Below are 24,633 nucleotides of genomic sequence, written 5' to 3'. Positions count from 1 at the left end.
CCTTAATTGGTACAGACCACTTGGCAGTCACTGACGACGGAGAACGTACCCGGCGTAGGAGAACAACACGAGAACGGCGAGTCCGAGCCGTACCAAGTTCGCGTACTGTTCAGGGTAGACGACACCTTCGAGGTAATGGTCGACGAAGCCGCTCGGCGGCAGGCCCGGCAGCCCTCCCCTGCGCCGCGCCCAGTCCTCGGCGACGGTCAGGGGGCAGTCCACGTGAGTGACGAGAGTCACCACGGCCCAGCCGACGGCCGCGAGGTGAAGGTAGATCGTCCGCCGCCACCGCCAGGCCAGGAACCCGCCCACGGCAACGTAGGCGAGGAAGGCGAAGTGCGTCACCATCACCGCGTCCGCGAGCAGGCGGTACATCATGGCTCTATGGTGGCCGCCTTCCAGGCGTTCACCACGCCGTGCCCGTAGAAGCCGTTCTTGGCCTGGTCGCCCTCGCACTGGTGGGTCTCGTTCTCGCCGTACACCTTGTAGACGTAGGCGCGCGGGGTCGGGCAGGCCATTGGCGTCGCGGTCCGGTAGAGCAGGTCCTCGACGGTGGCGGGGTCCATGGACAGGCCGCCGGGGCCGGGCTTGCCGAACCGGCTGATCAGGATGGCCGCGACGCCGGTGGCGTGCGGGGCGGCCATGGAGGTGCCGTCGAGGTACTGGTAGTAGGAGCAGGCGCCCTTGTGGCAGTCGCGCACGACGTCGGCGCCCTTGGGCTTGCCGGAGGCGTCGATCCGGCCGCCGGCCTTGAGCACGTGCTCGGGGGCGGCGGCCAGGATCGACCGGCTGGCCTGCGCGCCCTTGCCGTCCAGCGCGTCGCCGCCGGGGGCGGCCAGGTCGGTCTGCTCCAGGCCGTAGTCGCTGTAGACGGCCTTGCGTCCGGACGGCCCGACGGCGGAGATCGAGATCACGCCCTTGGACTCGGCCGGCACGTTGACGCACGAGTTGTCTATCTTGCGGGTCTTCTCGTCGCCGCGCGGGTAGCCGGGGCTCTGCTTGTCGGCCGTGGGGTGCCCGAGGTCGGTGGAGCCGTTGCCGAGGGCGGAGACGAGCGTGACGCCCCTGCCGCGGGCGTAGTCGAGGGCGCGCTGCATGCCGACGACGACGGCCCGCTGTTCGAGCTGCTCCTTCTTGGTGTCGGCCGGGTTGGCGGCGCAGTTGAACAGCCAGGGGTCGACGTAGTAGCTCATGTTGACGACGTCCACGCCGATGTCGGCGGCGTAGGTGAGGGCGTCGAGGCTGGGCTTGAGGAAGAAGAAGCCGGAGTCCTGGCCGGCCCTGATGCTGACGATCCGCACGTCCGGGGCGACGCCGGCGATGCCGATGCCGTTGACCGGGGAGGCGATGGTGCTGGCGACGTGGGTGCCGTGGCCGTCGTCGTCCTCGTCCACGGGGTCCTTGCAGGAGGGGACCTCGCAGGGGCCGTCCAGGGTCTCGCCGCGCTCGTCCTTGGGCTTGTCGGTGACGAAGTTGCGGCTCAGCTCGCGGTCGAAGTTGGGCGCGATGTCGGGGTGCTTGCCGTCGACGCCGGTGTCGATGACGCCGACCAGCACCTTCTTGTCGCCGGGGGCCTTGGCGTTGGCCCGGTCGGCGCCGATCATCTTCATGTCCCACTGCAGGTGGGCCAAGGGCTCCTGGGCCAGGCCCTTCCCGGCCATGGATCCGGCGTCGGGGAAGCCCCTGCCCGCGGGGCGGGCGGCGCGGGAGGAGGTGGAGCCGATCACGCGGCGGTCGGGCGAGACGCCCACGACGGCCGGATCGGCGCCGACGCTCTCGGCGAAACCGTCGCCGCCGCCCTGGGTGAGCACGTAGCCGAGCTTGCCGTCCTCCTCGACGACCGTGCCACCGGCGCGCTTGACGGCCGCCAGGGCCTGGCCCTGCTTGCCGTCGGCGTAGAAGACCAGGTTCTGGTTCTGGCCGGTGCGGGGCGTCGCGCCGGACTGCGTGGGCTGCGCGGAGCTGGTGGGGCCGTCCTGCGCGGGCTCCTCGGGGGTGGCCCGGTCGCCCGCGGCGGCCGAGCACGCGGTCAGCGCGGCGGCGACGGCCAGCGCCGTCAGGCCAGAGGCGACTCGCCGCATTGCTCCCCCATCCACCGACTGTCGCAGAATCTGCATCTTCCCGACACTCAACGGCTGATGCAACTTAGGTATGAAATTTCGGCAGATGGGGGATGACGCGGGCTCTGGGGTGGTTTCGTGTGGAGCCCGCGTCCTACGGGGTCAGGCGTCGCGGTGCAGGCGCACGTTCGGCAGGCAGGCCAGCAGCACGACGCCGACCAGCATGACCGGCGTGACCCACGCGAAGACCCCGGTGACCGCGTCGGCGAACGCCGGCCGTACGGACTCGGGCACCGCACCCGCGACCCCCGAGGCCAGGGCCGCCTGCCCCAGCCTGCCGCTGAAGACGCCCCCGAGCACGGCCACCCCCACGGCGCCGCCCACGTTCCTGGCGAAGGACACCACCGACGTGGCCGCGCCCCGGTCGGCGGCGGGCGCGCTGACCTGGACGGCCAGCATCAGGTTCTGCAGCACCATGCCGAGCCCCACCCCGAACAGCACCATGTACAGCCCGGACGTGACCGCCCCGGTCCCCAGCCCCATGGTCGAGAACAGGAAGGCGGCCACCGTCGCCAGCGCCGCCCCGGTCACCACGACCCACTTGTACGTCCCCAGCCGGGTCACCAGCCGCCCCGCGACGGCCGAGGCCGCGATCATGCCCGCCATCAGGGGAAGCAGCAGCAGCCCCGAGTTCGACGCGCTGGCCCCGGCGGCCAGTTGCAGGTAGAGCGGGAGGAAGGTGGCCGCCCCCACCATCCCGGTGGCCATCAGCACGATGGTCGCCGTGGCGATCGTGAGCGTGCGGTCGCGGAACAGCCCGAGCGGCAGCACCGGCTCCTTCGCCCGCCGCTCCACCAGCACGAACAGCCCCGCCAGCACGACCGCCCCCACGCCCAGCCCGACGACGACCGGCGAGGTCCACGCGTACGTCGTCCCGCCCCACGAGGCGAACAGCGTCAGGCAGGTCAGCACCCCGGAGATCAGCGCGGCCCCCGGCCAGTCGATCCGGTGCGGCGAGGTGCGCCGCGGCAGCCGGAGCACGGCGAACGCGACCGCCAGCGCGACCGCCCCGAGCGGCAGGTTGATGTAGAAGATCCAGCGCCAGGAGACGTGCTCGGTGAGGTAGCCGCCGATGACCGGCCCGAGGACGGCGGCCACGCCGATCACCGCCCCGAACAGCCCCTGGAACTTGGCGCGCTCGCGCGGGGTGGCGATGTCGGCCGAGATCGCCAGGGTCAGCACCATCAGCCCGCCGGCGCCGATGCCCTGGAAGGCGCGGAAGGCGATGAGCTGGGCCATCGTCTGGGCGAGCCCGCACAGGGCCGAGCCGGCGAGGAACAGGGCGATGGCCGACAGGTACAGGCGGCGGCGGCCGTACATGTCGCTGAGCTTGCCGTAGAGGGGCGCGACGATGCCGGAGGTCAGGGAGAAGGCCGTGACCAGCCACGACACGTTCTCCAGGCCGTTCAGCTCGCCCACGATGGTGGGGGTGGCCGTGGCCACCACCGTCTGGTCGACGGCGGCCAGGAACAGGCACAGCAGGAGCGAGCCCATGCTGAGCAGGAGGCCGCGCCGCGGTGGGGCCTCCTGGGCGATTGTCGATACCATTCAGTTGTCTCCTTGCTTCTTTCGCGAGGGCAGGAGGAATCCGCGGCGGTCGGGGGTGCCACCCCGACCGCCGCTTTCTTTCCGGAGGTGTCAGAGTCCGCGTTCGAGCAGCGCGAACGCCTCGTCGAGCAGTTCTTCGACCGGCTCGTCCGTGGCCGCCGACTCCTGGATGGCCGAGATCATCGCGCCGAACGTCGTGATGAGCAGCATCCGGGCGTGGATGCCGCCGGTCACTCCGGGCCTGGCCCGCACGGCGCCGAGGACCGTCTCCATGATCTGGGTCTGGTCGGCGGCGCGCGCCCTGGCGGCCAGTTCGGGGTAACGGTTGTTGAGCTCCATGAACGGCTGCATGGTGTCCCAGACCGGGCGCACGCGTACGGCGAGCTCCCGGGCCACCGCCTTGAGCGACAGGAAGGCGGGCTCGTCGGCCGGCCGGTCGGCGAGCATGGCGACGATGTCGTCCGGCCGCCAGATCGGCTCCATGACGAGCGCCTCCTCCTTGGAGGCGAAGTAGTTGAAGAACGTGCGGGGCGAGATGTCGGCCGCCGCGCTGACGGCCTCGACGGTCACGGCGTCGAGGCCCTCGTCGAGCGCCAGCCGCACCGCGGCCAGCCGGATGGCCTGCCGCTTCTCGGCCCTGCGGCGCTCACGGCGCTGTTCCGGACTCTCCATGCGTTGCACTCTACGCAGAATTTGCACATCCTGCAAGACTTGCAGAGTGTGCAAATGACGAAGGGCCCCGGAGCCGTCCGGCTCCGGGGCCCTTCACGCAGGTCAGACCAGCGGACGCGCCGTCGGCAGGATCGGGTACGGCAGCGCCGTCTCCCCGCTCAGGTACCGGTCGACGCCCGAGGCGGCCGAACGGCCCTCGGCGATGGCCCACACGATGAGCGACTGCCCGCGGCCCATGTCACCGGCCACGAACACGCCGTCCACCTTGGACATGTACGTCTTGTCCCGGGCGACGTTGCCGCGGGCGTCGTAGAAGCCCTCGCCCGCGACCTCGGCCAGGTCCTCCAGCAGGGCGCCCTTCTCCGGCCCGAGGAAGCCCATGGACAGGGTGATCAGCTCGGCCGGGATCTCCCGCTCGGTGCCGGGGATCGGCTTGAAGCCGTTCTGCGGCCCCTCGACCTCGACCAGGCGCAGCGCCCTGACGTTGCCCTCCTCGTCGCCGACGAACTCGGTGGTGGAGACCGCGTAGACGCGCTCCCCGCCGCCGTCGGCCAGCTCCTCGTGCGCGCTCTCCATCTTGAACAGGATGGGGAACGTCGGCCACGGCTGGCTGCCGGGCCGGGACGCGGGCGGCTGCGGCATGATCTCCAGCTGGGTCACCGACGCGGCGCCCTGCCGGATCGCGGTGCCGATGCAGTCGGCCCCGGTGTCGCCGCCGCCGATCACCACGACGTGCTTGCCCTCGGCCGAGACCGGCGCGACCGCGTAGTCGCCCTCCTGGACCTTGTTGGCCAGGGGCAGGTACTCCATCGCCTGGTAGACGCCCTTGAGCTCGCGCCCGGCGACCGGCAGGTCACGCCACTGGGTGGCGCCGCCCGACAGCACCACCGCGTCGAACTGCTCGCGCAGCTCGGCCGCGGTGACGTCGACGCCGACGTCGACGCCGGTGCGGAACCTGGTGCCCTCGGCCCGCATCTGCTCCAGGCGCCGCTCGATGTGGCGCTTCTCCATCTTGAACTCGGGGATGCCGTACCGCAGCAGGCCGCCGAGGCGGTCGGCGCGTTCGAACACCACCACGTCGTGCCCGGCCCTGGTGAGCTGCTGGGCGGCGGCCAGGCCCGCGGGGCCCGAGCCGACGACGGCCACCTTCTTGCCGGTGCGCACCCGCGGCGGTTGCGGGGTCACCCAGCCCTCGGCGAACGCGCGGTCGATGATCTCGACCTCGACCCGCTTGATCGCCACCGGGTCGGAGTTGATGCCGAGCACGCACGCCGCCTCGCACGGAGCCGGGCAGAGCCTGCCGGTGAACTCCGGGAAGTTGTTCGTGGCGTGCAGCCGCTCGATCGCCTCGCGCCAGTCGGCGCGGTACACGAGGTCGTTCCACTCGGGGATGAGGTTCCCGAGCGGGCAGCCGTTGTGGCAGAACGGGATGCCGCAGTCCATGCAGCGGGCCGCCTGCCTGGTCAGCTTCTCCTGCGGGAAGTCCTGGTAGACCTCCCGCCAGTCGCTGATGCGGACGTCGACCGGGCGGCGCGCCGGCAGCTCCCGCTCGTGCGTGAGAAAACCCTTGGGGTCAGCCATCGAGTACGCCTCCCTAGCCCTGAACCGCAGCCGCCATGACGGCCTCGTCGATGTCCCTGCCTTCGGCGCGGGCGGCCTCGGCGGCCGCCAGCACCCTCTTGTAGTCGGTCGGCATGATCTTGCCGAACCGGGCGAGCGCGGCGTCCCAGTCGGCCAGCAGCTGCTTGGCCACCGGGGACGCGGTCTCGGCGAAGTGCTTCTCGACCGTCTCCTTCAGGAACTCCGCGTCCTGCTCGGTCAGCGTCTCGATGGCGACCATCTCCCGGTTGACCCGCTCGGGCCGCAGGTCGAGCAGGTACGCCACGCCGCCGGACATGCCGGCCGCGAAGTTGCGCCCGGTCGCCCCGAGCACGACCACCCGGCCGCCGGTCATGTACTCGCACCCGTGGTCGCCCACGCCCTCGACGACCGCCGTGGCCCCGGAGTTGCGGACGCAGAACCGCTCGCCGACCACCCCGCGGACGAACACCTCGCCGGACGTGGCGCCGTACAGGGCGACGTTGCCGGCGATGATGTGCCCGTCGAGCGGCGCCTCCTCGTGCGGCCGGACGGTGATCCGCCCGCCCGACAGGCCCTTGCCGAGGTAGTCGTTGGCGTCGCCGGTCAGCCGCAGCGTGATCCCGCGGGGCACGAACGCGCCGAAGGAGTTGCCCGCCGAGCCGGTGAAGCCGATGTCGATGGTGTTCTCGGGCAGGCCCTGGCCGCCGTACCGCTTGGTCACCTGGTAGCCGAGCATCGTGCCGACCGTGCGGTTGACGTTGCGGATGGGCAGCTCCATCGTGACCTGGGTGCCGTCGTTGAGCGCGCCCTCGGCGAGCTGGATCAGGGTGTTGTCGAGGGCGTGCTCCAGGCCGTGGTCCTGCTCGACGGTGCGCCGCTTGGGCGTGCCGGCGGGCAGGTCGGGCTGGTGCAGGATCGGCGACAGGTCGAGCCCGCCGGCCTTCCAGTGGTTCTCGGCGGCCGTGGTGTCGAGCATCTCGACGTGCCCGATCGCCTCGTCGAGCGAGCGGAAGCCCAGCTCGGCCAGGTACTCGCGGATCTCCTCGGCGATGAACTCGAAGAAGTTGACCACGAACTCGGGCTTGCCGCTGAAGCGCTTGCGCAGCTCGGGGTTCTGCGTGGCCACGCCCACCGGGCAGGTGTCGAGGTGGCAGACCCGCATCATCACGCAGCCGGAGACGACCAGCGGGGCGGTGGCGAAGCCGTACTCCTCGGCGCCCAGCAGGGCGGCGATGACGACGTCGCGGCCGGTCTTGAGCTGGCCGTCCACCTGCACGACGATGCGGTCGCGCAGGTCGTTCAGCAGCAGCGTCTGCTGGGTCTCGGCCAGGCCGAGCTCCCAGGGCGCGCCCGCGTGCTTGAGCGAGGTCAGCGGCGAGGCGCCGGTGCCGCCGTCGTGGCCGGAGATGAGCACCACGTCGGCGTGCGCCTTGGACACCCCCGCCGCGACCGTGCCGACGCCGACCTCGGCGACCAGCTTCACGTGGACCCTGGCCTCCGGGTTGGAGTTCTTCAGGTCGTGGATGAGCTGGGCGAGGTCCTCGATCGAGTAGATGTCGTGGTGCGGCGGCGGCGAGATGAGGCCGACGCCGGGCGTGGAGTGGCGGGTCTTGGCGATCCACGGGTAGACCTTGTGGCCGGGCAGCTGGCCGCCCTCGCCGGGCTTGGCCCCCTGGGCCATCTTGATCTGCAGGTCGGCCGCGTTGACCAGGTATTCGCTGGTGACGCCGAACCGGCCGGAGGCGACCTGCTTGATCGCCGACCTGCGGGTGGCGTCGTACAGGCGCTCGGGGTCCTCGCCGCCCTCGCCGGTGTTGGACTTGCCGCCGAGCCGGTTCATCGCGATGGCGAGCGTCTCGTGCGCCTCCATCGAGATCGAGCCGTACGACATCGCGCCCGTGGAGAAGCGCTTGACGATGCTCTCGACCGGCTCGACCTCGTCGATCGGGATCGACTGGCCCTTGCGCAGCTTGAACAGGCCGCGCAGGGTCATCAGCCGCTCGGCCTGGGAGTCCACGAGGCTCGTGTACTCCTTGAAGATCTCGTAGCGGCGGGTGCGGGTGGCGTGCTGCAGCTTGAAGACGGTCTCGGGGTTGAACAGGTGCGGCTCGCCCTCGCGCCGCCACTGGTACTCGCCGCCGACCTGGAGCCTGCGGTGGGCGTTCTCCGCCCGCGGGTAGGCGTGACGGTGGCGCTGGGCGGTCTCCTCGGCCAGCACGTCGAAGCCGACGCCGCCCAGGCGGGACGTCGTGCCGGTGAAGCAGGCGTCGATGACCTCCTGGCTCAGGCCGAGCGCCTCGAAGATCTGCGCGCCGGTGTAGGAGGCCACCGTGGACACGCCCATCTTGGACATGACCTTGATGACGCCCTTGCCGTACGCCTTGATCAGGTTGCGCACGGCCTTGTGCTTGCCGATCTGCAGCACACCGGTGTCGACCAGGTCCTCGACGGTCTCGATCGCCAGGTACGGGTTGACCGCGCCGGCGCCGTAGCCGATGAGCAGCGCCATGTGGTGGCACTCGCGGGCCTCGCCGGTCTCGATGACGAGACCGATCTTGGTCCGGGTCTTCTCCTGGATCAGGTGGTGGTGCACCGCGCCGGTGAGCAGCAGCGACGGGATCGGGGCGAGCGTGTCGGAGGAGCCGCGGTCGGACAGCACGATGATGCGCGCGCCGTTGGCGATGGCCCTGGACGCCTCGGCCCTGATCTCCTCAAGGCGGCCGAGCAGCGCCTGCCCGCCGCCGGCGACCTCGTACAGGCCGCTGATGACGTGCGGGTGGAAGCCCGGCAGGTCGTGCTCGTCGTTGATGTGGATGATCTTGGCGAGCTCGTCGTTGTCGATCACCGGGTACGGCAGCACGAGCTGGCGGCAGGAGGTCGGGCCCGGGTCGAGCAGGTTGCCCTCGGGGCCGAGCACGCTGGCCAGCGAGGTGACCAGCTCCTCCCGGATGGCGTCCAGCGGCGGGTTGGTGACCTGGGCGAACAGCTGCGTGAAGTAGTCGAACAGCAGCCGCGGCTTCTCGCTCAGCACCGCGACCGGCGTGTCGGTGCCCATCGAGCCGATCGGCTCGGCACCGGACCTGGCCATCGGCGACAGGATGATCCGCAGCTCTTCCTCGGTGTAGCCGAAGGTCTGCTGCCGCTTGACCAGCGCCTCGTGCGTGGGGATCTCCCGCTGCCGCGCGGGCAGCTCCTCGAACCTGACCAGCCCGGCGTGCAGCCATTCCTCGTACGGGTGCGCGGCGGCCAGCTCGGCCTTGATCTCGTCGTCCTCGATGATCTTGCCGCGGGCGGTGTCGATGAGGAACATGCGGCCCGGCTGCAGGCGGCCCTTGCGGACGACGTCCTCGGGCTTGAAGTCCAGCACGCCGGCCTCCGAGGCCAGCACGACCAGCCCGTCGGCGGTCACCCAGAACCGCCCGGGACGCAGCCCGTTGCGGTCCAGCACGGCTCCGGCCAGGGTGCCGTCGGTGAACGTGATCGAGGCCGGGCCGTCCCACGCCTCCATCAGGGAGGAGTGGAACTCGTAGAAGGCGCGGCGCGCCGGATCCATCTCGGTGTGGTTCTCCCACGCCTCGGGGATCATCATCAGCACCGCGTGCGGCAGGCTCCGGCCGCCGATGTGCAGCAGCTCCAGGGCCTCGTCGAAGCTGGCGGTGTCGCTGCCGTCGGGGTCGCAGATCGGGAAGAGCCGCGAGATGTCGCCCGGGATGTGGGCCGATGCCAGCATCGCCTCGCGGGCCCGCATCCAGTTGCGGTTGCCCTTGACCGTGTTGATCTCGCCGTTGTGCGCCACGTACCGGTAGGGGTGGGCCAGCGGCCAGCTCGGGAAGGTGTTGGTGGAGAAGCGCGAGTGCACCAGCGCGATCGCGCTCTCGTAACGCTCGTCGCTCAGGTCGGGGAAGAACGGCTCCACCTGGTCGGGCGTGAGCATCCCCTTGTAGACCACCGTGCGGGCCGACAACGAGGGGAAGTAGACGTCCGCCTCGTGCTCGGACCGCTTGCGCAGGCAGAAGGCCAGCCGGTCGAGGTCGAGGCCCTGCTCGCCGCCGGGGCTCGACACGAAGAGCTGGGCGAAGTGCGGCATGACGGCGCGGGCGCTCGGGCCCGGCAGGGCGCGGTCGACGGGGACGTCCCGCCAGCCCAGCACCGTGAGGCCCTCCTCGGCCGCGATCTCCTCGATCAGGCCGACGGCGACGGCCCTGGCCTGCTCGTCGGCCGGCAGGAAGGCGATGCCGGTCGCGTACGCGCCGGCCTCGGGCAGCGCGAACGGCACGCTCGCGCGGTAGAACCCATCGGGGATCTGCGTCAGGATCCCGGCTCCGTCGCCGGTGTCCGGCTCGCTACCCTTGGCTCCCCGGTGATCGAGATTGCACAACGCCGTCAGCGCCTTGACCACGATCGTGTGCCCACGGCGTCCGGCGACGTCGGCGACCATGGCGACACCGCAGGCATCATGCTCGTTGGCGGGGTGGTAGAGGCCCTGAGGCTCGGGGAATCCGAGGTGGGCAGCAGGCATTGAATCCCTCCCGTCGTCTTCGTCTGTCAAGAACTGCTCTACAGGCGGGGACGACGTTGGCCCTGCTGCATATCGTGGGTAGAGATTACCGCACGATGCCGGAATGGTGCCCGCCACGTCCGCATTGCGAACATTGCGCACGGTTCCAGCATCCGAACTCCCCATCCCAAACCCCGGACCCGGCCATCGGAATTCCCAGGTCACGCCCCTGTTGTCCCATGGCTCTCACGAGCCCCGGGAAGCTCCTTGCGGACGAGCCCGGCCCTCCCCGGCGGGCGGCCGGAGCCGGGCCCGCCCCTCGATAGGGTTGGCGCATGGATCGTGACGGCGTGGAGCGCCTGCTCGCCGAGGCGGGCGTCGACGGCAGGCGGCTGCGGCACGCCCTCACCCTCCTGTGCGACGGCCAGTGGTGGTCCCTGGCCGGCCTGGTCAGGGAGACCGCCACCTCCAGGCGGACCGTCGAGGCCCTGCTGCGCGAGGTGCGCCTGGAGCGCTCGGGCGAGACGTTCCGGGTGCCGCCCGGCGACACGCCCGCCTACCAGGACCTGCTGGCCATGGCGCCGCCGCCCGAAGACCCGGTGGCCCACCTGCTCCCCCACTACCCCGGCGTGCTCGAACACCTGACCGCGCTGGTCGCGGGCGCGCCGCGGGCCCGTCACGTGCTCGACCACGTCTCGGCCACCCCCGAGACGGCCCTGCGGCGCGCGCTGCTGCTCGGGGCGCGGTTCTGGCTGCCCGGGGCGCGGCTGCTGTGCGTCGGCGACCACGACCTGACCTCGCTGGCCGTCAAGCTGGTCCATCCCGAGACCGACGTCACGGTGGTCGACGTCGACGAGCGCATCCTGGCCTACATCGACGAGCAGGGGCTCGGGGTCCGCACGCGCTGGGCCGACCTGCGGCTCGGGCTGCCGGCCTCGGCGCGGGAGCACGACCTGGCGTTCACCGACCCGCCGTACACGCCGGAGGGGATCGGGCTGTTCGCGGCGCGCGCCGTGGAGGGGCTGAAGGACGACGGGCGGGTGCTGGTGGCGTACGGGGCCAGCGAGCGTACGCCGATGCTGGCCTTCAAGGTCCAGCAGGCGTTGTCGGAGCTCAACCTCGCCTACGAAGCGATCTATCCGGATTTCAATCGCTATTTCGGGGCGGAGGCGATCGGCTCGGCCGCCGACCTCTACCTGCTGCGTCCCACGACCAAGACCCGCCCGGCGGTCAACGCCCGGCTGGGCCGTCAGGCCACGGCCATCTACACCCAGGGCCCCCAGTCGGTCGAGTCGGCCCCGGCGGCGGCCCCGGCGTCCGATCTGGCCGGGTTCGAGGCTGACCTGCTGGTGGGCGAGTGGCCCAAGGAGCTGCCCCAGCCCCGGGTGCGGCTGGCGACCTGGCTGGCCAAGCCGTACGCGGCGGCCGTCGAGCGGGTGGCCGTCGCGCTGCCGCCGGGGCTGGAGGCGGCGCTCCCCCGCGTGCTGCTCGCCACCCGCGCCGCGCACGTGCGCGTGTGGGGGGCCGACCTGCCGCCGCTGCCCGAGGCGCTGTCCGGCGTCTACGAGTTCCGCCGGACGGGCGGGGCGCTCGACGCCGTACGCCGCCCGCAACCCGCCGGGGCGGGCGACGCGGTGCTGCGCAGGATCCTCGACAACGGCCACGCCAAGCTCGCCAACACCTGGCGGGAGGCGCTCATCGCGGTGGCCCGCGACCAGGGCACGGCGCTCACCAAGAACGAGGCCCGCACCCTCATCCGCCAGGCCGCGCCCTGGTCCGACGACCTGACCCCGTTGGAAGCCCCCCTCCACCGCCTGGCCGATCTCCCCGCCGCCGTCTCCACCACCGTCACCGCCCTCACCACCACAACCCCCTGACTCCGCGCAAGGCGTCTGACGGGAGCGGCGTTGTGGGTGGGCGGCGGCAGGACGGCCGAACCGCCGGACGACCGCCACCCTCCGAGCAGCAGGCCACCCGCGGCGCCCCTTCGAGCGGGCAGGTGGACGGATGGGGGTGGGTGGTCAGGTGGGGGTGGGTGGTCAGATGGCGGCGAGGATGCGGTTCTGGACCACGCGGCCGAGACCGTCGAGGGCGACCAGGGCCGTGACCAGGCCGTCGGCGGAGACCGTGCCGCCCGCCCAGCTGACCGTCACGTAGTGGCCCATGGCCCGCGCCTGGGCACGGCTGCGGGCGGCGTCGAACGCGGCGTCCTGCCGGACGAAGCCGTCCTTGCCCAGGGCCGCCACCAGGGCGTCGGCCGCGCGCCCGTCGGGCAGGTTGAAGATGGCGAACTGCCCGGCCAGCCCGTCGCCCTCGTACGCCGCCGCCAGCACCTGCGTGCACCCGGACGCCGACGCTCCCCACAACACCTCGTCGCAGTCGTCGTGCTCCTGCGTGGAGACCCGCCGCAGCGCGCCGAGCGTCTGCGTCTCGGCGGTGAAGACCTCCTGCGCGGTCAGCGGCGCGGCGTCGGCCTGACGGGAGTCGACGGCCGCGTAGAAGGCCGAGGTGGGCTCGCCCCGGAAGGCGGCCGGCCGCGGCTCCCCCGGACGCAGCCACAACCACCCGGCCACGGCGACCGCCAGCACCCCCACGGCCACCCCCGCCACCACGACCACCCGACGGGACATCACGCGACCGCCTCCGCGAACCCCACCCCGACGCGGGACAGCACGACCGCACCCCCGACGCGGGACATCAGAGCCGCGCCTCCGACGTGGGACATCAGGGCCGCTCCCTTGATCGCGGCCGCCCGAGGCGACGTCACGAGGCCGGGCCTGTGATCGCGACGACGCGGCGGTAGACGGACTTCTCGGCGCCGCGCAGGGCCAGGGTGACGGAGACGAAGTCGTCCCGGGCGGTCGGGTCGAGGCCGTCGGTCTTGCCGAGCCAGACGAGGCCGACGTAGTGGCCGAGCGCGTAGCCGCCGCCCTCGGAGTAACCGCCCGCCGGGAAGGCCGCCTTCGACGAGGTCAACGGCCGTGCCCAGCCGCCCCGGTAGAGCGTCTTGAGGGATTCGACCAGGTCGCCGGCCGACTGGCCGTCCTTGAGGTTGAGCAACGTGTACTGGCCGACATAGCGGCCGTCGGAGCTGACGTACAGGCCGCGGGCCGCCTGGAGGCAGTCGGCGTCGGCCACCTTCTCCAGCAGGGCCGTGCCCCACAGGGCGGCCGAGCAGTCGGCGTCGATGCGCTTGGCGGCGAGCTTGAGCGTGAGCTTCTTGGAGACCGCGAGCTCGCTCTGCCCGAACACCTCCTTGTCGGTGAGCTCCCGGCTGTCCTTGGCCCGGTCGGCCAGGGCCGCGAACAGCTTGGGCGAGCTCCAGCCCTGGTAGGACATGGGCATGGCGGCGTCCGGGCCGAGGACGGCGGCGTTGGCCTCCCGCTCGGGGGCGTAGTCGCCGAGCGAGCCGACGACCGCCACCAGCCCCGTCGCGCCCGCGACGACGCCGATGACCGTGGCGATGATGACGATCAGCCGCTGCTGCTCCGGACGCAGGCCCCACTCGGTGAGCACCGGGAACTGCCAGTCGGAGCGCGGTGTGCGGCGCCGTTTGCGTGACCCGGAGCCGGTCGGGAACTCGGCGGACCCCCCGGTCCTTCCGGACTCCGCGGACGATCCCGACGCCCCGAACGCGGCGAAACCCTCGGCTGCGTCGTCGGGCCCGCCACCGTCCGCGGGGGCGCTCCGGCGTCCCGGACGCGACTGCTCGCCGCCGTCGGTGGCCGTGCTGCGACGGCCCGTACGGGCGGCCTCCGCCAGGTCGTCCATGCTCGCGGCCCAGACGGAGTCGTCGTTGTCCGGCGCCCGCCTCCTCCCGCGAGCCGTCTCCCCACCGTCGTGGGCGCGTCTCCCCCGGGACGCCTCTCCGCCCTCCTGGGCACGCCTGCCCCGGCCGGACTCCACGGCTGCCTGGGAACGTCTGCCCCGCTGGGAACGTCTGCCGCGCGGTGCGTCGGCGTCGTCGGCGGGCGTGGACGCCTCCGGCGCGGCGGGCTGCGCGGCCCATCCGGCATCGGAAGCCGGGGACGCGGGCCGCTGACCGTCACTCCGCTCACCACGAGCCGCCCACTGAGCGTCGGATCCCTGCACATCACCACGAGCCGCCCACTGCGTGTCCGACCCCTGCGAGCCGGAGCCGGCGGGCCACTGCGCGTCCGTGCCCTGCGAGCCAGAACCAGCAGGCCACTGGGCGTTCGACCCCTGAGAGGCGGCGGAACCAGCAGGCCACTGCGTGTCAGACCCCTGGGAGCCGGGACCAGCAGGCCACTGCGCGTTCGAGCCCTGTGACCCGGAACGAGCCGCCCACTGTGCGTCGGAGCCCTGAGGGGCAGGTTGAGAGGGCCAGGAAGCGTCGGGCCCCTGGGGGGCGGGTGGGCGGGCGGCCCAGCCCGCGTCGGCGGGCTGTTGGGGGCGGGCGGCGCGGCGGGCCGCCCAGAGGTCCTGGCCGCCGTCGCCACCGGTCGCCGGCTGCTCGGGGGCCGCGGCCTCAGCGGCGCGAGCAGCGGAACGGCGACGAGCCCTCCCGGACCCCGCGCCACGCCCGCCACGCGAACCACCGGCTCGCCCGCCGCCCCCGACCTCACCGGTCCCGCCAGCAGCACCGGAAGCACCACCGGAACGACCGGAACCGTCATAAGCCCCAGGACCACCACCGGAACGGCCGGAACCGTCATAAGCCCCAGGACCACCACCGGAACGGCCGGAAGTGTCATAGGTGCCAGGAGCACCGCCATACCCGCCGGAAGCGCCGCCGGTGCCCGGGGTGTTGGGGCCGGTGCCGGAGGAGTCGGCGGAGTCGCCGGAGCGTCGTCCCGATCTCACAGTCCTGACGCCCCGATCAGGTTGCCCAGCCCGTACGTGATGCCCGCGGCCACCGCGCCCACCACGAGCTGACGCAACCCCGAGTACCACCAGCTGCGCGCCGTCACGGCGGACACCAGCGCGCCCGCCCCGAACAACGCCGCGCACGACACCACGGCCGACAAGGTAAGCCCCTCGACTCCGAACAGGTACGGCAGGAGCGGCAGCACCGCCCCCACACTGAACGACAGGAACGACGACACCGCCGCCACCTTCGGCGAGGGCAGCGCGCCGGGAACGACACCCAGCTCGTTCTGGGCGTGGACCTCAAGGGCCCGCTCGGGATTGCGGGAGATCTGCCCGGCCACCGCCGCGGCCAGGTCGGGCTCCACCCCCTTGTCCACGAACGACTGAGCCAGCTCGGCCAGCTCGGCCTCCGGGTTGCCGGCCAGCTCCCGCTGCTCGACGGCGATCTCGGCCTGGGCCAGTTCGCGCTGGCTGGCCACGGAGACGTACTCGCCGCCCGCCATGGACAGGGCCCCGGCGGCCAGCCCGGCCACGCCGCTGAGGGCGACGACCTTGGTGGTGGCGGTGCCGCCCGCGACGCCGGCGATGAGCGCGAAGTTCGACACCAGGCCGTCCATCGCGCCGAACACCGAGGGCCGCAACCAGCCCCCGCTGACGTCGCGATGGCGGTGGTGGATCTCCGCGCCGCCGGTCATCGCGGGTTCTTCTCCTTCGTCGCGGCATCGTCGTCCGCGTCGGTGTCGGAGGGTTCGGCGGGCTCAGCGGGCTCGACGGGCTCGACGGGCTCGGCCGCCACGGCGGCCGGCGCGTCGGACGAGCCGGGATCGGCCTGGCCGCTCTCGTGCGCCGGATCGACCGCCGGGTCGAGCGGCACGACCCGCTCCTCGGTGTCCTTGTTCCTGGTCAGCCAGAGGTAGACCAGCGCGCCGACGAACAGCACGATGGACGTCCACTGGTTGAGCCGCAGGCTGAGGAAGGTCACCGCGTGGTCGACCCCGCCGACCGGGTCGATGCGCAGGCCCTCGATCCAGAAGCGGCCCAGCGTGTACCCGGCGACGTAGAGGGCGAACAGCCGCCCGTGCCGCAGCGCGAACCGCTTGCCCGCCAGGATGAGCAGGAAGCCGAGCGCGACGTCCCACAGCGACTCGTACAGGAAGGTCGGGTGGTACAGCACGCCCGGCTCGCCGCCGTGGTCGACGTCGATCTCCAGGCCCCACGGCAGCGTGGTCGGACCGCCGTAGAGCTCCTGGTTGAACCAGTTGCCCCAGCGGCCGATGGCCTGCGCGAAGGCGATGCCCGGCGCGACCGTGTCGGCGACGGCGCTCATGGAGATGCCGCGCTTGCGCACGGCCCACCACACGCCGACGCCGCCGAGCGCGATCGCGCCCCAGATGCCGAGCCCGCCCTCCCAGATGAACAGGGCCTGGTACGGCTCCTTGATCGCACGGCTGCCGAAGTAGGTCTGCCAGTCGGTGATGACGTGGTAGAGCCGGCCGCCGATCAGACCGAAGATCACCGCGGGGACGGCGATGTCGATGATCGTCCCCTTCTGGCCGCCGCGGGCGACCCAGCGCCGCTCGCTCAGCCAGACGGCGACGACGACGCCGAGCACGATGCACAGGGCATAGGCCCGGATCGGGATGATTCCGAGATACCAGACCCCCTGGGAAGGGCTGGGAATCGAGGCTAGGGGCATGTCAGGTGAGGGTAGCGCAGCCTGCGGCTACTTGGCGGCCTTCGTGACCGCATCGCGAAGTTGCTGCGGCGAGAACGCCGCCTCGCCGATGCTGGTGCCGTTGAGCTTCACGGTGGGCGTGCCCTCGATCGACTGCGCCGACATGATCTTCGAACTGTCGGTCAGCACGGCGGGAGCGTGCTTCTGGGACGTGACGCAACTCTCGAAATCGGGCGAGGTGACCCCGGCCTCCTTGCCCCACTCGACGAGCTGGTCGGTCTTGAACCCCTCGACGGTCTCGGCCGGCTGGTTCTTGTAGATCAGGTCGTGGAAGGCCATCCACTGCTTGCCGTCGGCGACGCAGCGGGCGGCCGCCGCCGCGCGTACGGAGTTGCCCTTCGTCGGCTCCCTGGAGAAGATCGTGATCGGGTGGAAGACGACCTTGGCCTTGCCCTCGGCGGCCAGGTTCTTGAAGGTCGATCCGCTGACCCGCTCCAGCTCCTTGCAGACCGGGCACTGGAAGTCCTCGTAGATGTCGACCACCGGCTGCGTCACGCCCGCCTTGGCCATCACGGCGCTGCCGTCGGGCTGCAGGGTGATCGGCGCGAGGTCGGCCCCGGCCTGCTCCGACTTGGAGGAGCTGATCGACCACCACGCGCCGAGGCCGACCGCGGCCACCGCGACCACGGCCGCCGTGGTGTAGGTCACCAGCTTCTTGCGCTTCTCCTGGGCGCGGGCCGCCGCCTGCTGCTCTCTGATCTTCTCGCGCGCCGACATGTTCCCGTCAGACTTGGTGCGCTGCGCTTTGCTCATCCTCGATCTCCTCTTCGTCACCTGTGTCCTCCACGGCACCCGCCAGTCCGAGCGCCCCGTCGAGGGCGAACCGTCCCGGCGGGAAGCGGGCCGTCCATGCGCCGAGCAGCACCAGGCCGAAGTCGCGCAGGATGTCGAGCAGGTAGGCCGGCTCTTGTCCTGTCTCCAGCTGGCCGCCGCCGCCGAAGCAGCCGCAGTCGATCCGCAGGCCGTGCGCCCAGGCCCAGGCGATGCCGAACACGAAGGCGAACATGAGCAGCGCGGCGATCACCGCTGCCACCCTGGTCAGCAGACCGACGACCAGCAGCACGCCGACGACGATCTCCAGGATCGGCAGGACATAGCCCACCATCTCGGCGATCGACTCGGGCAGCAGCTGGTACGCCTTGACCGCGACCACGGAGTCGGACGGATTGCCGATCTTCAGCGCCCCCGCCGCGATCAGCACGCCCCCCAGGATCAGCCGGGCGACGGTCGTCACCCAGGGTATCGCCGATCTGCCGTTGTGTGACGGTTGTGACGCGGCCACGGGTGATCTCCTCTTTCTCTGCGCCGGGAATGCGCACAGTACCGGGACATCATCCGATCACGCTCGGGATAAGCGTCGGCTAAGGCAGAGTCCCGTTCATGAAATGGTAGGAAGTCCACGATACTGCTGCGTCCGGAATTCGCTCGGCGGCAGACCGGCGCGGCGGGTGAACAACCTGGTGAAATAGGCCGGGTCGTCGTAGCCGACGCGCCGGGCCACGGCGGCGACCGGCAGGTCGGTGGTGGCCAGCAGGTCCTTGGCCCGGTTGAGCCTGATGGACAGCACGTAGTCCTTGGGGCTGCACCCGGCCAGCCGGCGCACGGCGCGGCGCAGCTCGGTCAGCGGCATGCCGAGGCGCCTGGCGTGCTCGGCGACCGGCACCGGCAGGCACGCGTCCCTGGCCAGCCCGGCCAGCACCGGGTCGCCGTAGGGGTCCTCGTCGGCGCGGCTGCGCCTGAGGGCGACCAGGACCTCGTGCACGATGGCCGAGGTCTCCACCTCCAGGTACGGGCCGCCCCTGCGGCACGCCTGGGCGATGCGGCCGATGGCGTGGGCGGCCGGGTCCGCCGTGGTGAGCGGGGTGACCGGGTTGCCGGCGTCCACGAAGCCGAGGTCCTGGTAGGCGGTGGCGGCGGGGCCGGTGAAGTCGACGAACCACTCGTCCCAGCCGGCCTCGTCGGGCGCGTAGTGGTGGCGTACGCCGGGCAGGAGCCAGAGGACGGCGGGCGCGACGACGTCGACGACGGGCCCCTCCCCCTGGGAGAACCAGCCGCGGCCCGCGGTCACCAGGACGGCCACGTGGTGCTGCAGGGTGCGCGGCCCGACCGTGGGCAGCCGCCCCTCCTGCCGTCCGACGCCGAGGCACACCAGGCCGAGCCCGCGATGGGCGGGCCCCGGGGTCAGGTACTGCATCCACTTGTCGTAGGGCGGGGTCATCCGGTCTCCGCGGGTGAGTCCAACAGGTTGTCTGGGTTTGTCCATGGCCGTTGACCTGCGGTCTTGGAAGGGTTGCGGGGCGCGAAATCCTATCGGAGGAACGGTTATGGGTGTTTTCTCGGTCGAGAACGGAGTGTTCCGGCTCGACGGCACGGAGTTCAGGGTGTTGTCGGGCGCCATGCACTACTTCCGGGTGCATCCCGGGCAGTGGCGGCACCGGCTGGCGATGCTGCGGGCGATGGGGCTGAACACCGTCGAGACGTACGTGCCGTGGAACCTGCACGAACCGCGCAGGGGCGAGTTCCGCCGGACGGAGGAGCTGGGCGCGTTCCTGGACGCGGCGGCCGAGGAGGGGCTGCTGGCGATCGTCCGGCCGGGCCCCTACATCTGCGCCGAATGGGACAACGGCGGCCTGCCCGCCTGGCTCACCGGCCGGATCAGGACCTGCGACCCCGAGTACCTGGGCCACGTGGACCGCTACTTCGACCGGCTGCTCCCGCAGGTCGTCGAGCGGCAGGTGACCCGCGGCGGCAATGTGATCATGGTCCAGGTGGAGAACGAGTACGGCTCCTACGGCAGTGACCTGGCCTACCTGCGCCACCTGGCCGACGGCCTGACGGCCAGGGGCGTCGAGGTGCCCCTGTTCACCTCCGACGGCCCGGCCGACTGGTACCTGACCGGCGGCACCCTGCCGGGCGTGCTGGCCACGGTGAACTTCGGCTCCGACCCCGACCGGGCGTTCGCCGCGCTGCGCGAGCACCGGCCGGACGATCCGCCGTTCTGCATGGAGTTCTGGTGCGGCTGGTTCGACCACTGGGGCCACAAGCACATGACCAGGGACGCCGGTGACGCGGCCGCCGTCCTGGAGCGCATCCTTGAGCTCGGCGCGTCGGTGAACCTGTACATGGCCCACGGCGGCACCAACTTCGGCACCTGGGCGGGCGCCAACCAGGCCGGCGAGCGGGCGATGGGCGACTGGCGGCCGACCGTCACCTCCTACGACTACGACGCGCCGATCGACGAGCGCGGGGCGCCCACCGAGAAGTTCTGGCGTTTCCGCGAGGTGTTGTCGCGGTACGCGGGCGAGCCGCCCGCGGTGCCGCCGGTCCCGGCCGTGCTGCCGCCGGCGACGCTGCGGCCGGTCCAGTCGGTGTCGCTGGGCGACGCGCTGGAGGCGGTGGCGGGGCCGGGGACGAGCGCGCCGGTGCCGCCGTCGTTCGAGGAGCTGGGGCTGGAGCACGGGCTGGTGCTGTACCGGGCGGAGGTGCCGGGGCCGCGCGGCGCGTACCGGCTGCGGCTGCCCGGGCTGCGCGACCGGGCGCACGTGTTCGTGGACGGCCGGCTCGCCGGGGTGTTCGAGCGCGACGCCGAGGAGCCGGAGGTGACGGTGTCCGGCCCCGCCACGGTGGAGCTGCTGGTGGAGTCGATGGGACGGACGAACTACGGGCCGCTGACCGGCGAGAGCAAGGGCCTGACCGGCGGCGTCCTGCACCACCAGCAGTACCTGAACGGGTGGAGCGCGCGGCCGATCCCGCTGCGGGACGTCTCCGCGGTGCCGTTCGCCGACGGCTCGCAGGCCGGGCCCAGGTCGTTCTTCCGGTTCGTCCTGGAGGTGGACGAGCCCGCCGACACGTTCCTCGCGCTGCCCGGCTGGGGCAAGGGGTACGTCTGGGTGAACGGCTTCTGCCTGGGCCGCTACTGGGACCGCGGCCCGCAGCGCACCCTCTACGTCCCGGCCCCGCTGCTGCGCGCCGGGACGAACGAGATCGTCGTCCTGGAGCTGGACCAGGTGGGGCCGGCCCTGGAACTGCGCGCGGAACCCGACCTGGGCTGACCCCCGCGGCACGACATGACGGAAGGCGCGCCCCCGCTCAGGGGACGCGCCTTCGTGATGATCGGGACAGCCCGCAGAGGGCTCAGCGGCGCACGCCGCGGGCCATGTCACCGGCCAGCGCCATGATCGACTCGCGCCCCGCGGCCTCGTCGGGCGCGTCGAGGATGCGGCGGATGAACGCCGACCCCACGATCACGCCGTCGGCGTAGCGGGCCACCTCGGCCGCCTGCGCGCCCGTGCCGACGCCCAGGCCCACGCAGACGGGCAGGTCGGTGTGCGCGCGGGTGCGCTTGACCAGGCCCTCGGCCGCCGAGTTCACGCTCTCCCTGGCGCCTGTGACGCCCATCAGCGAGGCGGCGTAGACGAAGCCGGTGCAGCAGTCGACCACGGCCTTGATGCGCTCCTCCGTGGAGCTGGGCGCCACCAGGAACACCGTGTCGATGCCCGCCTCGGCCGAGGCGGTGCGCCACGGCTCGGACTCCTCCGGCGTCAGGTCGGGCGTGATCGTGCCCACGCCGCCCGCGTTGGCCAGGTCACGGGCGAACCGGTCGGCGCCGTAGCGGTCGATCGGGTTCCAGTACGTCATGACGAGCGTGGCGGCCCCCGTGGCGGCGACCCCCTCGACGGTGCGCATCACGTCGGCGATGCGGGTGCCGTTGAGCAGCGAGCGGTGCACCGCGTCCTGGATCGTCGGCCCGTCCATGAGCGGGTCGGAGTAGGGCAGGCCGATCTCGATGACGTCGCAGCCCGCCTCGACCAGGGCCGCGGCGGCGGCGATCGCGCCGTCCTTGGACGGGAAGCCGGCAGGCAGGTAGCCGACGAGCGCGGCCCGGTTGTCCGCCTTCGCCTTGGCGAAAACCGTCTGAAGAGTCGTCATGTCTGTCCGTTTCGAAGGTCGAGTCCCACCATGATGCCCTGCCGCAGGCCGTCGTCCGGTCACCCGCGCCGCGCTGCCGGGGGCGTCAGAGGTTGAAGTACTTCATGGCGGTGCCCATGTCCTTGTCGCCGCGCCCGGACAGGTTGACCAGGATCGTCGAGTCGGGGCCGAGCTCGCGGCCCAGCTTCAGCGCGCCCGCCAGCGCGTGGGAGGACTCGATGGCCGGGATGATGCCCTCGGTCCTGGCCAGCAGCGAGAACGCCGCCATGGCCTCGTCGTCGGTGACGCCGTGGTAGGTGGCGCGGCCGGAGTCCTTCAGCCAGGCGTGCTCGGGGCCGACGCCCGGGTAGTCGAGGCCGGCCGAGATCGAGTGGGACTCGATCGTCTGGCCCTCGTCGTCCTGGAGCACGTACGTGCGCGAGCCGTGGAGCACGCCCACCGAGCCGGCGGTGAGGGTGAGCGCGTGCTCGCCGCTCTCCAGGCCGTGGCCGGCCGCCTCGTAGCCGTGCAGGGCCACGCCCTCGTCGCCGATGAAGGCGTGGAAGATGCCGATGGCGTTGCTGCCGCCGCCGACCGCCGCGCACACCGCGTCGGGCAGCCCGCCGGTCAGCTCCAGCATCTGGCGACGGGCCTCGACGCCGATGATGCGGGCGAAGTCGCGCACGATCTCGGGGAACGGGTGGGGCCCGGCGACGGTGCCGAACAGGTAGTGGGTGGTGTCGACGTTGGTCACCCAGTCGCGGAACGCCTCGTTGATGGCGTCCTTCAGCGTCTTGGAGCCGTTGTGGACGGGCACCACGGTGGCGCCGAGCAGCTTCATCCGGGCCACGTTGAGCGCCTGGCGCTCGCAGTCGACCGCGCCCATGTAGATGACGCACTCCAGGCCGAGCAGGGCGGCCGCGGTGGCCGTGGCCACGCCGTGCTGGCCGGCGCCGGTCTCGGCGATCACCCGCTTCTTGCCCAGGCGCCTGGTCAGCAGCGCCTGGCCGAGCACGTTGTTGATCTTGTGGGCGCCGGTGTGGGTGAGGTCTTCCCGCTTGAGCACGATACGCGCGCCGCCGGCCTCCTGGCTGAAGCGCGCGACGTCGGTCAGCGTGGTCGGCCGGCCGGCGTAGGTGCGCAGCAGGTGATCGAACTCGCGCAGGAACTCGGGGTCGGTCTTGGCCTTGTCGTAGACGGCGGCCACCTCGTCGAGCGCGGGGATCAGCGCCTCGGGCACGTAGCGGCCGCCGAAGATGCCGAACTTGCCGTGCAGGTCGGGGTCGTTGCCGTACGCCGCGCCACCGGCCAGGTCGGCGGCGCTGAGGATGGAGCCTTCGTTAGCCACTGCTATCCCTCTGCTGAGTGGTCGGGGCGCGTCGACGGGTGAGCGCCGGCGGTCACCAGCGCCTCCACGGCCTTGCGCGGATCCTTGCCGGTGACCAGGCTCTCCCCCACCAGGACGGCGTCGGCGCCACCCCTGGCGTAGGCGAGCAGGTCGTGCGGGCCGCGCACGCCCGACTCGGCGATCTTGATCACATTATCCGGGATCTTCGGCGCCAGCTTCGCGAAGACGTCGCGGTCGACCTCAAGAGTCTTCAAATTACGCGCGTTGACCCCGATGACCCGCGCCCCGGCGGCGACCGCCCGCTCCAGCTCCTCCTCGGTGTGCACCTCGACCAGCGGGGTGAGCCCGATGGACTCGGCCCGCTCGATCAGCGACACCAGCGCCTCCTGCTCCAGGCAGACGACCATCAGCAGCGCCAGGTCGGCGCCGTGGGCCCGGGCCTCCCAGAGCTGGTAGGAGGTGAGGATGAAATCTTTACGCAGGATGGGGATGTCGACGCGGGCGCGGACGGCCGCCAGGTCCTCCAGGCTGCCGCCGAACTTGCGCCGCTCGGTCAGCACGCTGATCACGTGGGCGCCGCCGGCCTCGTAGTCGGCCGCGAGCGCGGCGGGGTCGGCGATGGCGGCGAGCGCGCCCTTGGACGGGCTCGACCGCTTGACCTCGGCGATCACCGAGATCCTGTCACCCCCGAGGGCGGCCATCGCGTCTCTGGGCCCCTGGGCCCGCTCGGCTCGCCGCTTGAGCTCGTCGATCGACACGGCCTGCTGACGTGCGGCGAGATCGGCGCGCACCCCTTCGAGGATGTCGTCGAGGACACTTGGTCCTTCCGTCCGCTCACTCACGCGCTTGGGGTCCCTCCGGTTGACAGTGGGGGTGGCAGAGAGTTCGCCTCGCGTCCGCTCTCGGCCTTGTCCTGCGATGGTATCGGCCCCACCGGGGTCACCTCGCCACAGGGCCCGTACTACGGCGCGAGGAACGCCCCGAAGGGGAGGTTTCGGACGACCCAGTAGACCATCACGACCCCGAGGAAGGCCCACAGCCACGCCGGATGGGCCAAAGTGGTGCGCCGCGGCCTGCCCTGCCACGCCCGTACGACCCACCGGCCCCACCAGAACAGCAGGAACGGGATCATGGCGACGGCCAGCGGATTGAGCCCGAGGGCGGCCAGCGGGTCGAGGTGGGCCAGCGCGTGGATCGTGCGCAGCGTGCCGCAGCCCGGGCAGTAGAGGCCGGTGACCCACAGGAACGGGCAGGTCGGGTAGTGGCCGGGCTGGTTGGGGTCGACCACGCCGACCACGCCGACCACGGCCCCCGCCGCGGCCGCAACACCGAGCGGCGCGAGCAGGCCCTTCAGCCGCCCCGTCCCCCGCCGCCCGGTTGTTGCGATGTCCAT

19 protein-coding genes are annotated in these 24,633 nt (G+C 71.9%); 2 read left to right on the top strand and 17 right to left on the bottom strand.

Features of this window, described 5'->3' with window-relative positions; translation table 11 throughout:
- Positions 1-27 precede the first annotated feature (27 nt).
- The 6 genes from ACIBQ6_RS18670 to gltB form a co-directional block, all read right to left on the bottom strand.
- Positions 28-378, bottom strand: coding sequence for a DUF2784 domain-containing protein (locus ACIBQ6_RS18670; protein ID WP_358293844.1), 351 nt, complete (start codon positions 376-378; stop codon positions 28-30).
- Complete coding sequence (locus tag ACIBQ6_RS18665; protein WP_397213177.1) at positions 375-2,081, bottom strand: S8 family peptidase; 1,707 nt, start codon at positions 2,079-2,081, stop codon at positions 375-377. The genes ACIBQ6_RS18670 and ACIBQ6_RS18665 overlap by 4 nt, the downstream gene beginning before the upstream one ends.
- 141 nt (positions 2,082-2,222) lie before the next feature.
- Complete coding sequence (locus ACIBQ6_RS18660; RefSeq protein WP_397213175.1) at positions 2,223-3,668, bottom strand: MDR family MFS transporter; 1,446 nt, start codon at positions 3,666-3,668, stop codon at positions 2,223-2,225.
- Between the two features lie 90 nt (positions 3,669-3,758).
- Positions 3,759-4,340 carry a TetR/AcrR family transcriptional regulator gene (locus tag ACIBQ6_RS18655; protein WP_397213173.1) on the bottom strand — a complete coding sequence of 194 codons (582 nt, stop codon included), beginning with the start codon at positions 4,338-4,340 and terminating at the stop codon, positions 3,759-3,761.
- A gap of 102 nt (positions 4,341-4,442) precedes the next feature.
- Positions 4,443-5,921, bottom strand: coding sequence for a glutamate synthase subunit beta (locus ACIBQ6_RS18650; protein ID WP_358293852.1), 1,479 nt, complete (start codon positions 5,919-5,921; stop codon positions 4,443-4,445).
- Positions 5,922-5,934: 13 nt separating this feature from the next.
- A complete protein-coding gene (gene gltB, locus ACIBQ6_RS18645; RefSeq protein ID WP_397213171.1) occupies positions 5,935-10,440 on the bottom strand; it encodes a glutamate synthase large subunit in 4,506 nt (1,501 codons plus the stop codon).
- A 314-nt stretch (positions 10,441-10,754) separates the two neighbouring features.
- Between gltB and ACIBQ6_RS18640 the strand changes: the two genes are divergently transcribed.
- Positions 10,755-12,296, top strand: a complete 1,542-nt coding sequence (locus ACIBQ6_RS18640) for a bis-aminopropyl spermidine synthase family protein (protein WP_397213169.1) — start codon at positions 10,755-10,757, stop codon at positions 12,294-12,296.
- A gap of 162 nt (positions 12,297-12,458) precedes the next feature.
- On the opposite strand, the gene ACIBQ6_RS18635 is transcribed toward ACIBQ6_RS18640, so the two are convergent.
- The 7 genes from ACIBQ6_RS18635 to ACIBQ6_RS18605 all read right to left on the bottom strand — a co-directional run bounded on the left by ACIBQ6_RS18635 (position 12,459) and on the right by ACIBQ6_RS18605 (position 19,202).
- A complete protein-coding gene (locus tag ACIBQ6_RS18635; protein ID WP_358293856.1) occupies positions 12,459-13,049 on the bottom strand; it encodes a hypothetical protein in 591 nt (196 codons plus the stop codon).
- 133 nt (positions 13,050-13,182) lie between these two features.
- Entirely contained in the window at positions 13,183-14,190 is a 1,008-nt protein-coding gene (locus ACIBQ6_RS18630) for a hypothetical protein (protein ID WP_397213167.1), read from the bottom strand.
- Positions 14,191-15,239: 1,049 nt separating this feature from the next.
- Positions 15,240-15,944: a VIT1/CCC1 transporter family protein gene (locus ACIBQ6_RS18625; protein WP_397213165.1), complete on the bottom strand. Its 705-nt coding sequence runs from the start codon at positions 15,942-15,944 to the stop codon at positions 15,240-15,242.
- Complete coding sequence (lgt, locus tag ACIBQ6_RS18620) at positions 15,941-16,861, bottom strand: prolipoprotein diacylglyceryl transferase (protein ID WP_397213163.1); 921 nt, start codon at positions 16,859-16,861, stop codon at positions 15,941-15,943. The genes ACIBQ6_RS18625 and lgt overlap by 4 nt, the downstream gene beginning before the upstream one ends.
- Positions 16,862-16,972: 111 nt before the next feature.
- On the bottom strand, positions 16,973-17,737 hold the full coding sequence (locus ACIBQ6_RS18615; protein WP_387666545.1) for a DsbA family protein: 765 nt from the start codon (positions 17,735-17,737) through the stop codon (positions 16,973-16,975).
- A complete protein-coding gene (locus ACIBQ6_RS18610) occupies positions 17,709-18,218 on the bottom strand; it encodes a MauE/DoxX family redox-associated membrane protein (RefSeq protein WP_358293865.1) in 510 nt (169 codons plus the stop codon). Before ACIBQ6_RS18610 ends, ACIBQ6_RS18615 begins: the two co-directional genes overlap by 29 nt.
- 144 nt (positions 18,219-18,362) lie before the next feature.
- Positions 18,363-19,202 carry a helix-turn-helix transcriptional regulator gene (locus ACIBQ6_RS18605; protein WP_397213161.1) on the bottom strand — a complete coding sequence of 280 codons (840 nt, stop codon included), beginning with the start codon at positions 19,200-19,202 and terminating at the stop codon, positions 18,363-18,365.
- A 106-nt stretch (positions 19,203-19,308) separates the two neighbouring features.
- On the opposite strand from ACIBQ6_RS18605, the gene ACIBQ6_RS18600 reads away from it, so the two are divergent.
- Positions 19,309-21,036: a beta-galactosidase family protein gene (locus ACIBQ6_RS18600; RefSeq protein ID WP_358293868.1), complete on the top strand. Its 1,728-nt coding sequence runs from the start codon at positions 19,309-19,311 to the stop codon at positions 21,034-21,036.
- An 82-nt stretch (positions 21,037-21,118) separates the two neighbouring features.
- Here ACIBQ6_RS18600 and trpA read toward each other — a convergent pair whose 3' ends face one another.
- From trpA to ACIBQ6_RS18580, 4 genes are all read right to left on the bottom strand, one after another.
- Positions 21,119-21,913 carry a tryptophan synthase subunit alpha gene (gene trpA, locus ACIBQ6_RS18595; RefSeq protein ID WP_358293870.1) on the bottom strand — a complete coding sequence of 265 codons (795 nt, stop codon included), beginning with the start codon at positions 21,911-21,913 and terminating at the stop codon, positions 21,119-21,121.
- 85 nt (positions 21,914-21,998) lie between these two features.
- Complete coding sequence (trpB, locus tag ACIBQ6_RS18590) at positions 21,999-23,222, bottom strand: tryptophan synthase subunit beta (RefSeq protein ID WP_387667473.1); 1,224 nt, start codon at positions 23,220-23,222, stop codon at positions 21,999-22,001.
- Between the two features lie 20 nt (positions 23,223-23,242).
- Complete coding sequence (gene trpC, locus ACIBQ6_RS18585) at positions 23,243-24,082, bottom strand: indole-3-glycerol phosphate synthase TrpC (RefSeq protein ID WP_125630391.1); 840 nt, start codon at positions 24,080-24,082, stop codon at positions 23,243-23,245.
- Between the two features lie 119 nt (positions 24,083-24,201).
- The gene (locus tag ACIBQ6_RS18580) at positions 24,202-24,633 is read right to left on the bottom strand and encodes a DUF2752 domain-containing protein (protein WP_358293872.1); all 432 of its coding nucleotides are present in this window, start codon (positions 24,631-24,633) and stop codon (positions 24,202-24,204) included.

It is taken from the genome of Nonomuraea sp. NPDC049655, from assembly GCF_044465465.1.
In the GTDB taxonomy this organism is placed as follows: Bacteria; Actinomycetota; Actinomycetes; order Streptosporangiales; family Streptosporangiaceae; genus Nonomuraea.
Note: the sequence above shows the minus strand (reverse complement) of the source record. Positions and strands in the feature narration are given on the sequence as shown.

Coding starts and splice junctions, on each gene's coding strand:
- ACIBQ6_RS18670 (WP_358293844.1), bottom strand. CDS start 378: ATGATGTACCGCCTGCTCGCGGACGCGGTGATGGTGACGCACTTCGCC.
- ACIBQ6_RS18665 (WP_397213177.1), bottom strand. CDS start 2,081: ATGCGGCGAGTCGCCTCTGGCCTGACGGCGCTGGCCGTCGCCGCCGCG.
- ACIBQ6_RS18660 (WP_397213175.1), bottom strand. CDS start 3,668: ATGGTATCGACAATCGCCCAGGAGGCCCCACCGCGGCGCGGCCTCCTG.
- ACIBQ6_RS18655 (WP_397213173.1), bottom strand. CDS start 4,340: ATGGAGAGTCCGGAACAGCGCCGTGAGCGCCGCAGGGCCGAGAAGCGG.
- ACIBQ6_RS18650 (WP_358293852.1), bottom strand. CDS start 5,921: ATGGCTGACCCCAAGGGTTTTCTCACGCACGAGCGGGAGCTGCCGGCG.
- gltB (WP_397213171.1), bottom strand. CDS start 10,440: ATGCCTGCTGCCCACCTCGGATTCCCCGAGCCTCAGGGCCTCTACCAC.
- ACIBQ6_RS18640 (WP_397213169.1), top strand. CDS start 10,755: ATGGATCGTGACGGCGTGGAGCGCCTGCTCGCCGAGGCGGGCGTCGAC.
- ACIBQ6_RS18635 (WP_358293856.1), bottom strand. CDS start 13,049: ATGTCCCGTCGGGTGGTCGTGGTGGCGGGGGTGGCCGTGGGGGTGCTG.
- ACIBQ6_RS18630 (WP_397213167.1), bottom strand. CDS start 14,190: ATGGACGACCTGGCGGAGGCCGCCCGTACGGGCCGTCGCAGCACGGCC.
- ACIBQ6_RS18625 (WP_397213165.1), bottom strand. CDS start 15,944: ATGACCGGCGGCGCGGAGATCCACCACCGCCATCGCGACGTCAGCGGG.
- ACIBQ6_RS18615 (WP_387666545.1), bottom strand. CDS start 17,737: ATGAGCAAAGCGCAGCGCACCAAGTCTGACGGGAACATGTCGGCGCGC.
- ACIBQ6_RS18605 (WP_397213161.1), bottom strand. CDS start 19,202: ATGACCCCGCCCTACGACAAGTGGATGCAGTACCTGACCCCGGGGCCC.
- ACIBQ6_RS18600 (WP_358293868.1), top strand. CDS start 19,309: ATGGGTGTTTTCTCGGTCGAGAACGGAGTGTTCCGGCTCGACGGCACG.
- trpA (WP_358293870.1), bottom strand. CDS start 21,913: ATGACGACTCTTCAGACGGTTTTCGCCAAGGCGAAGGCGGACAACCGG.
- ACIBQ6_RS18580 (WP_358293872.1), bottom strand. CDS start 24,633: ATGGACATCGCAACAACCGGGCGGCGGGGGACGGGGCGGCTGAAGGGC.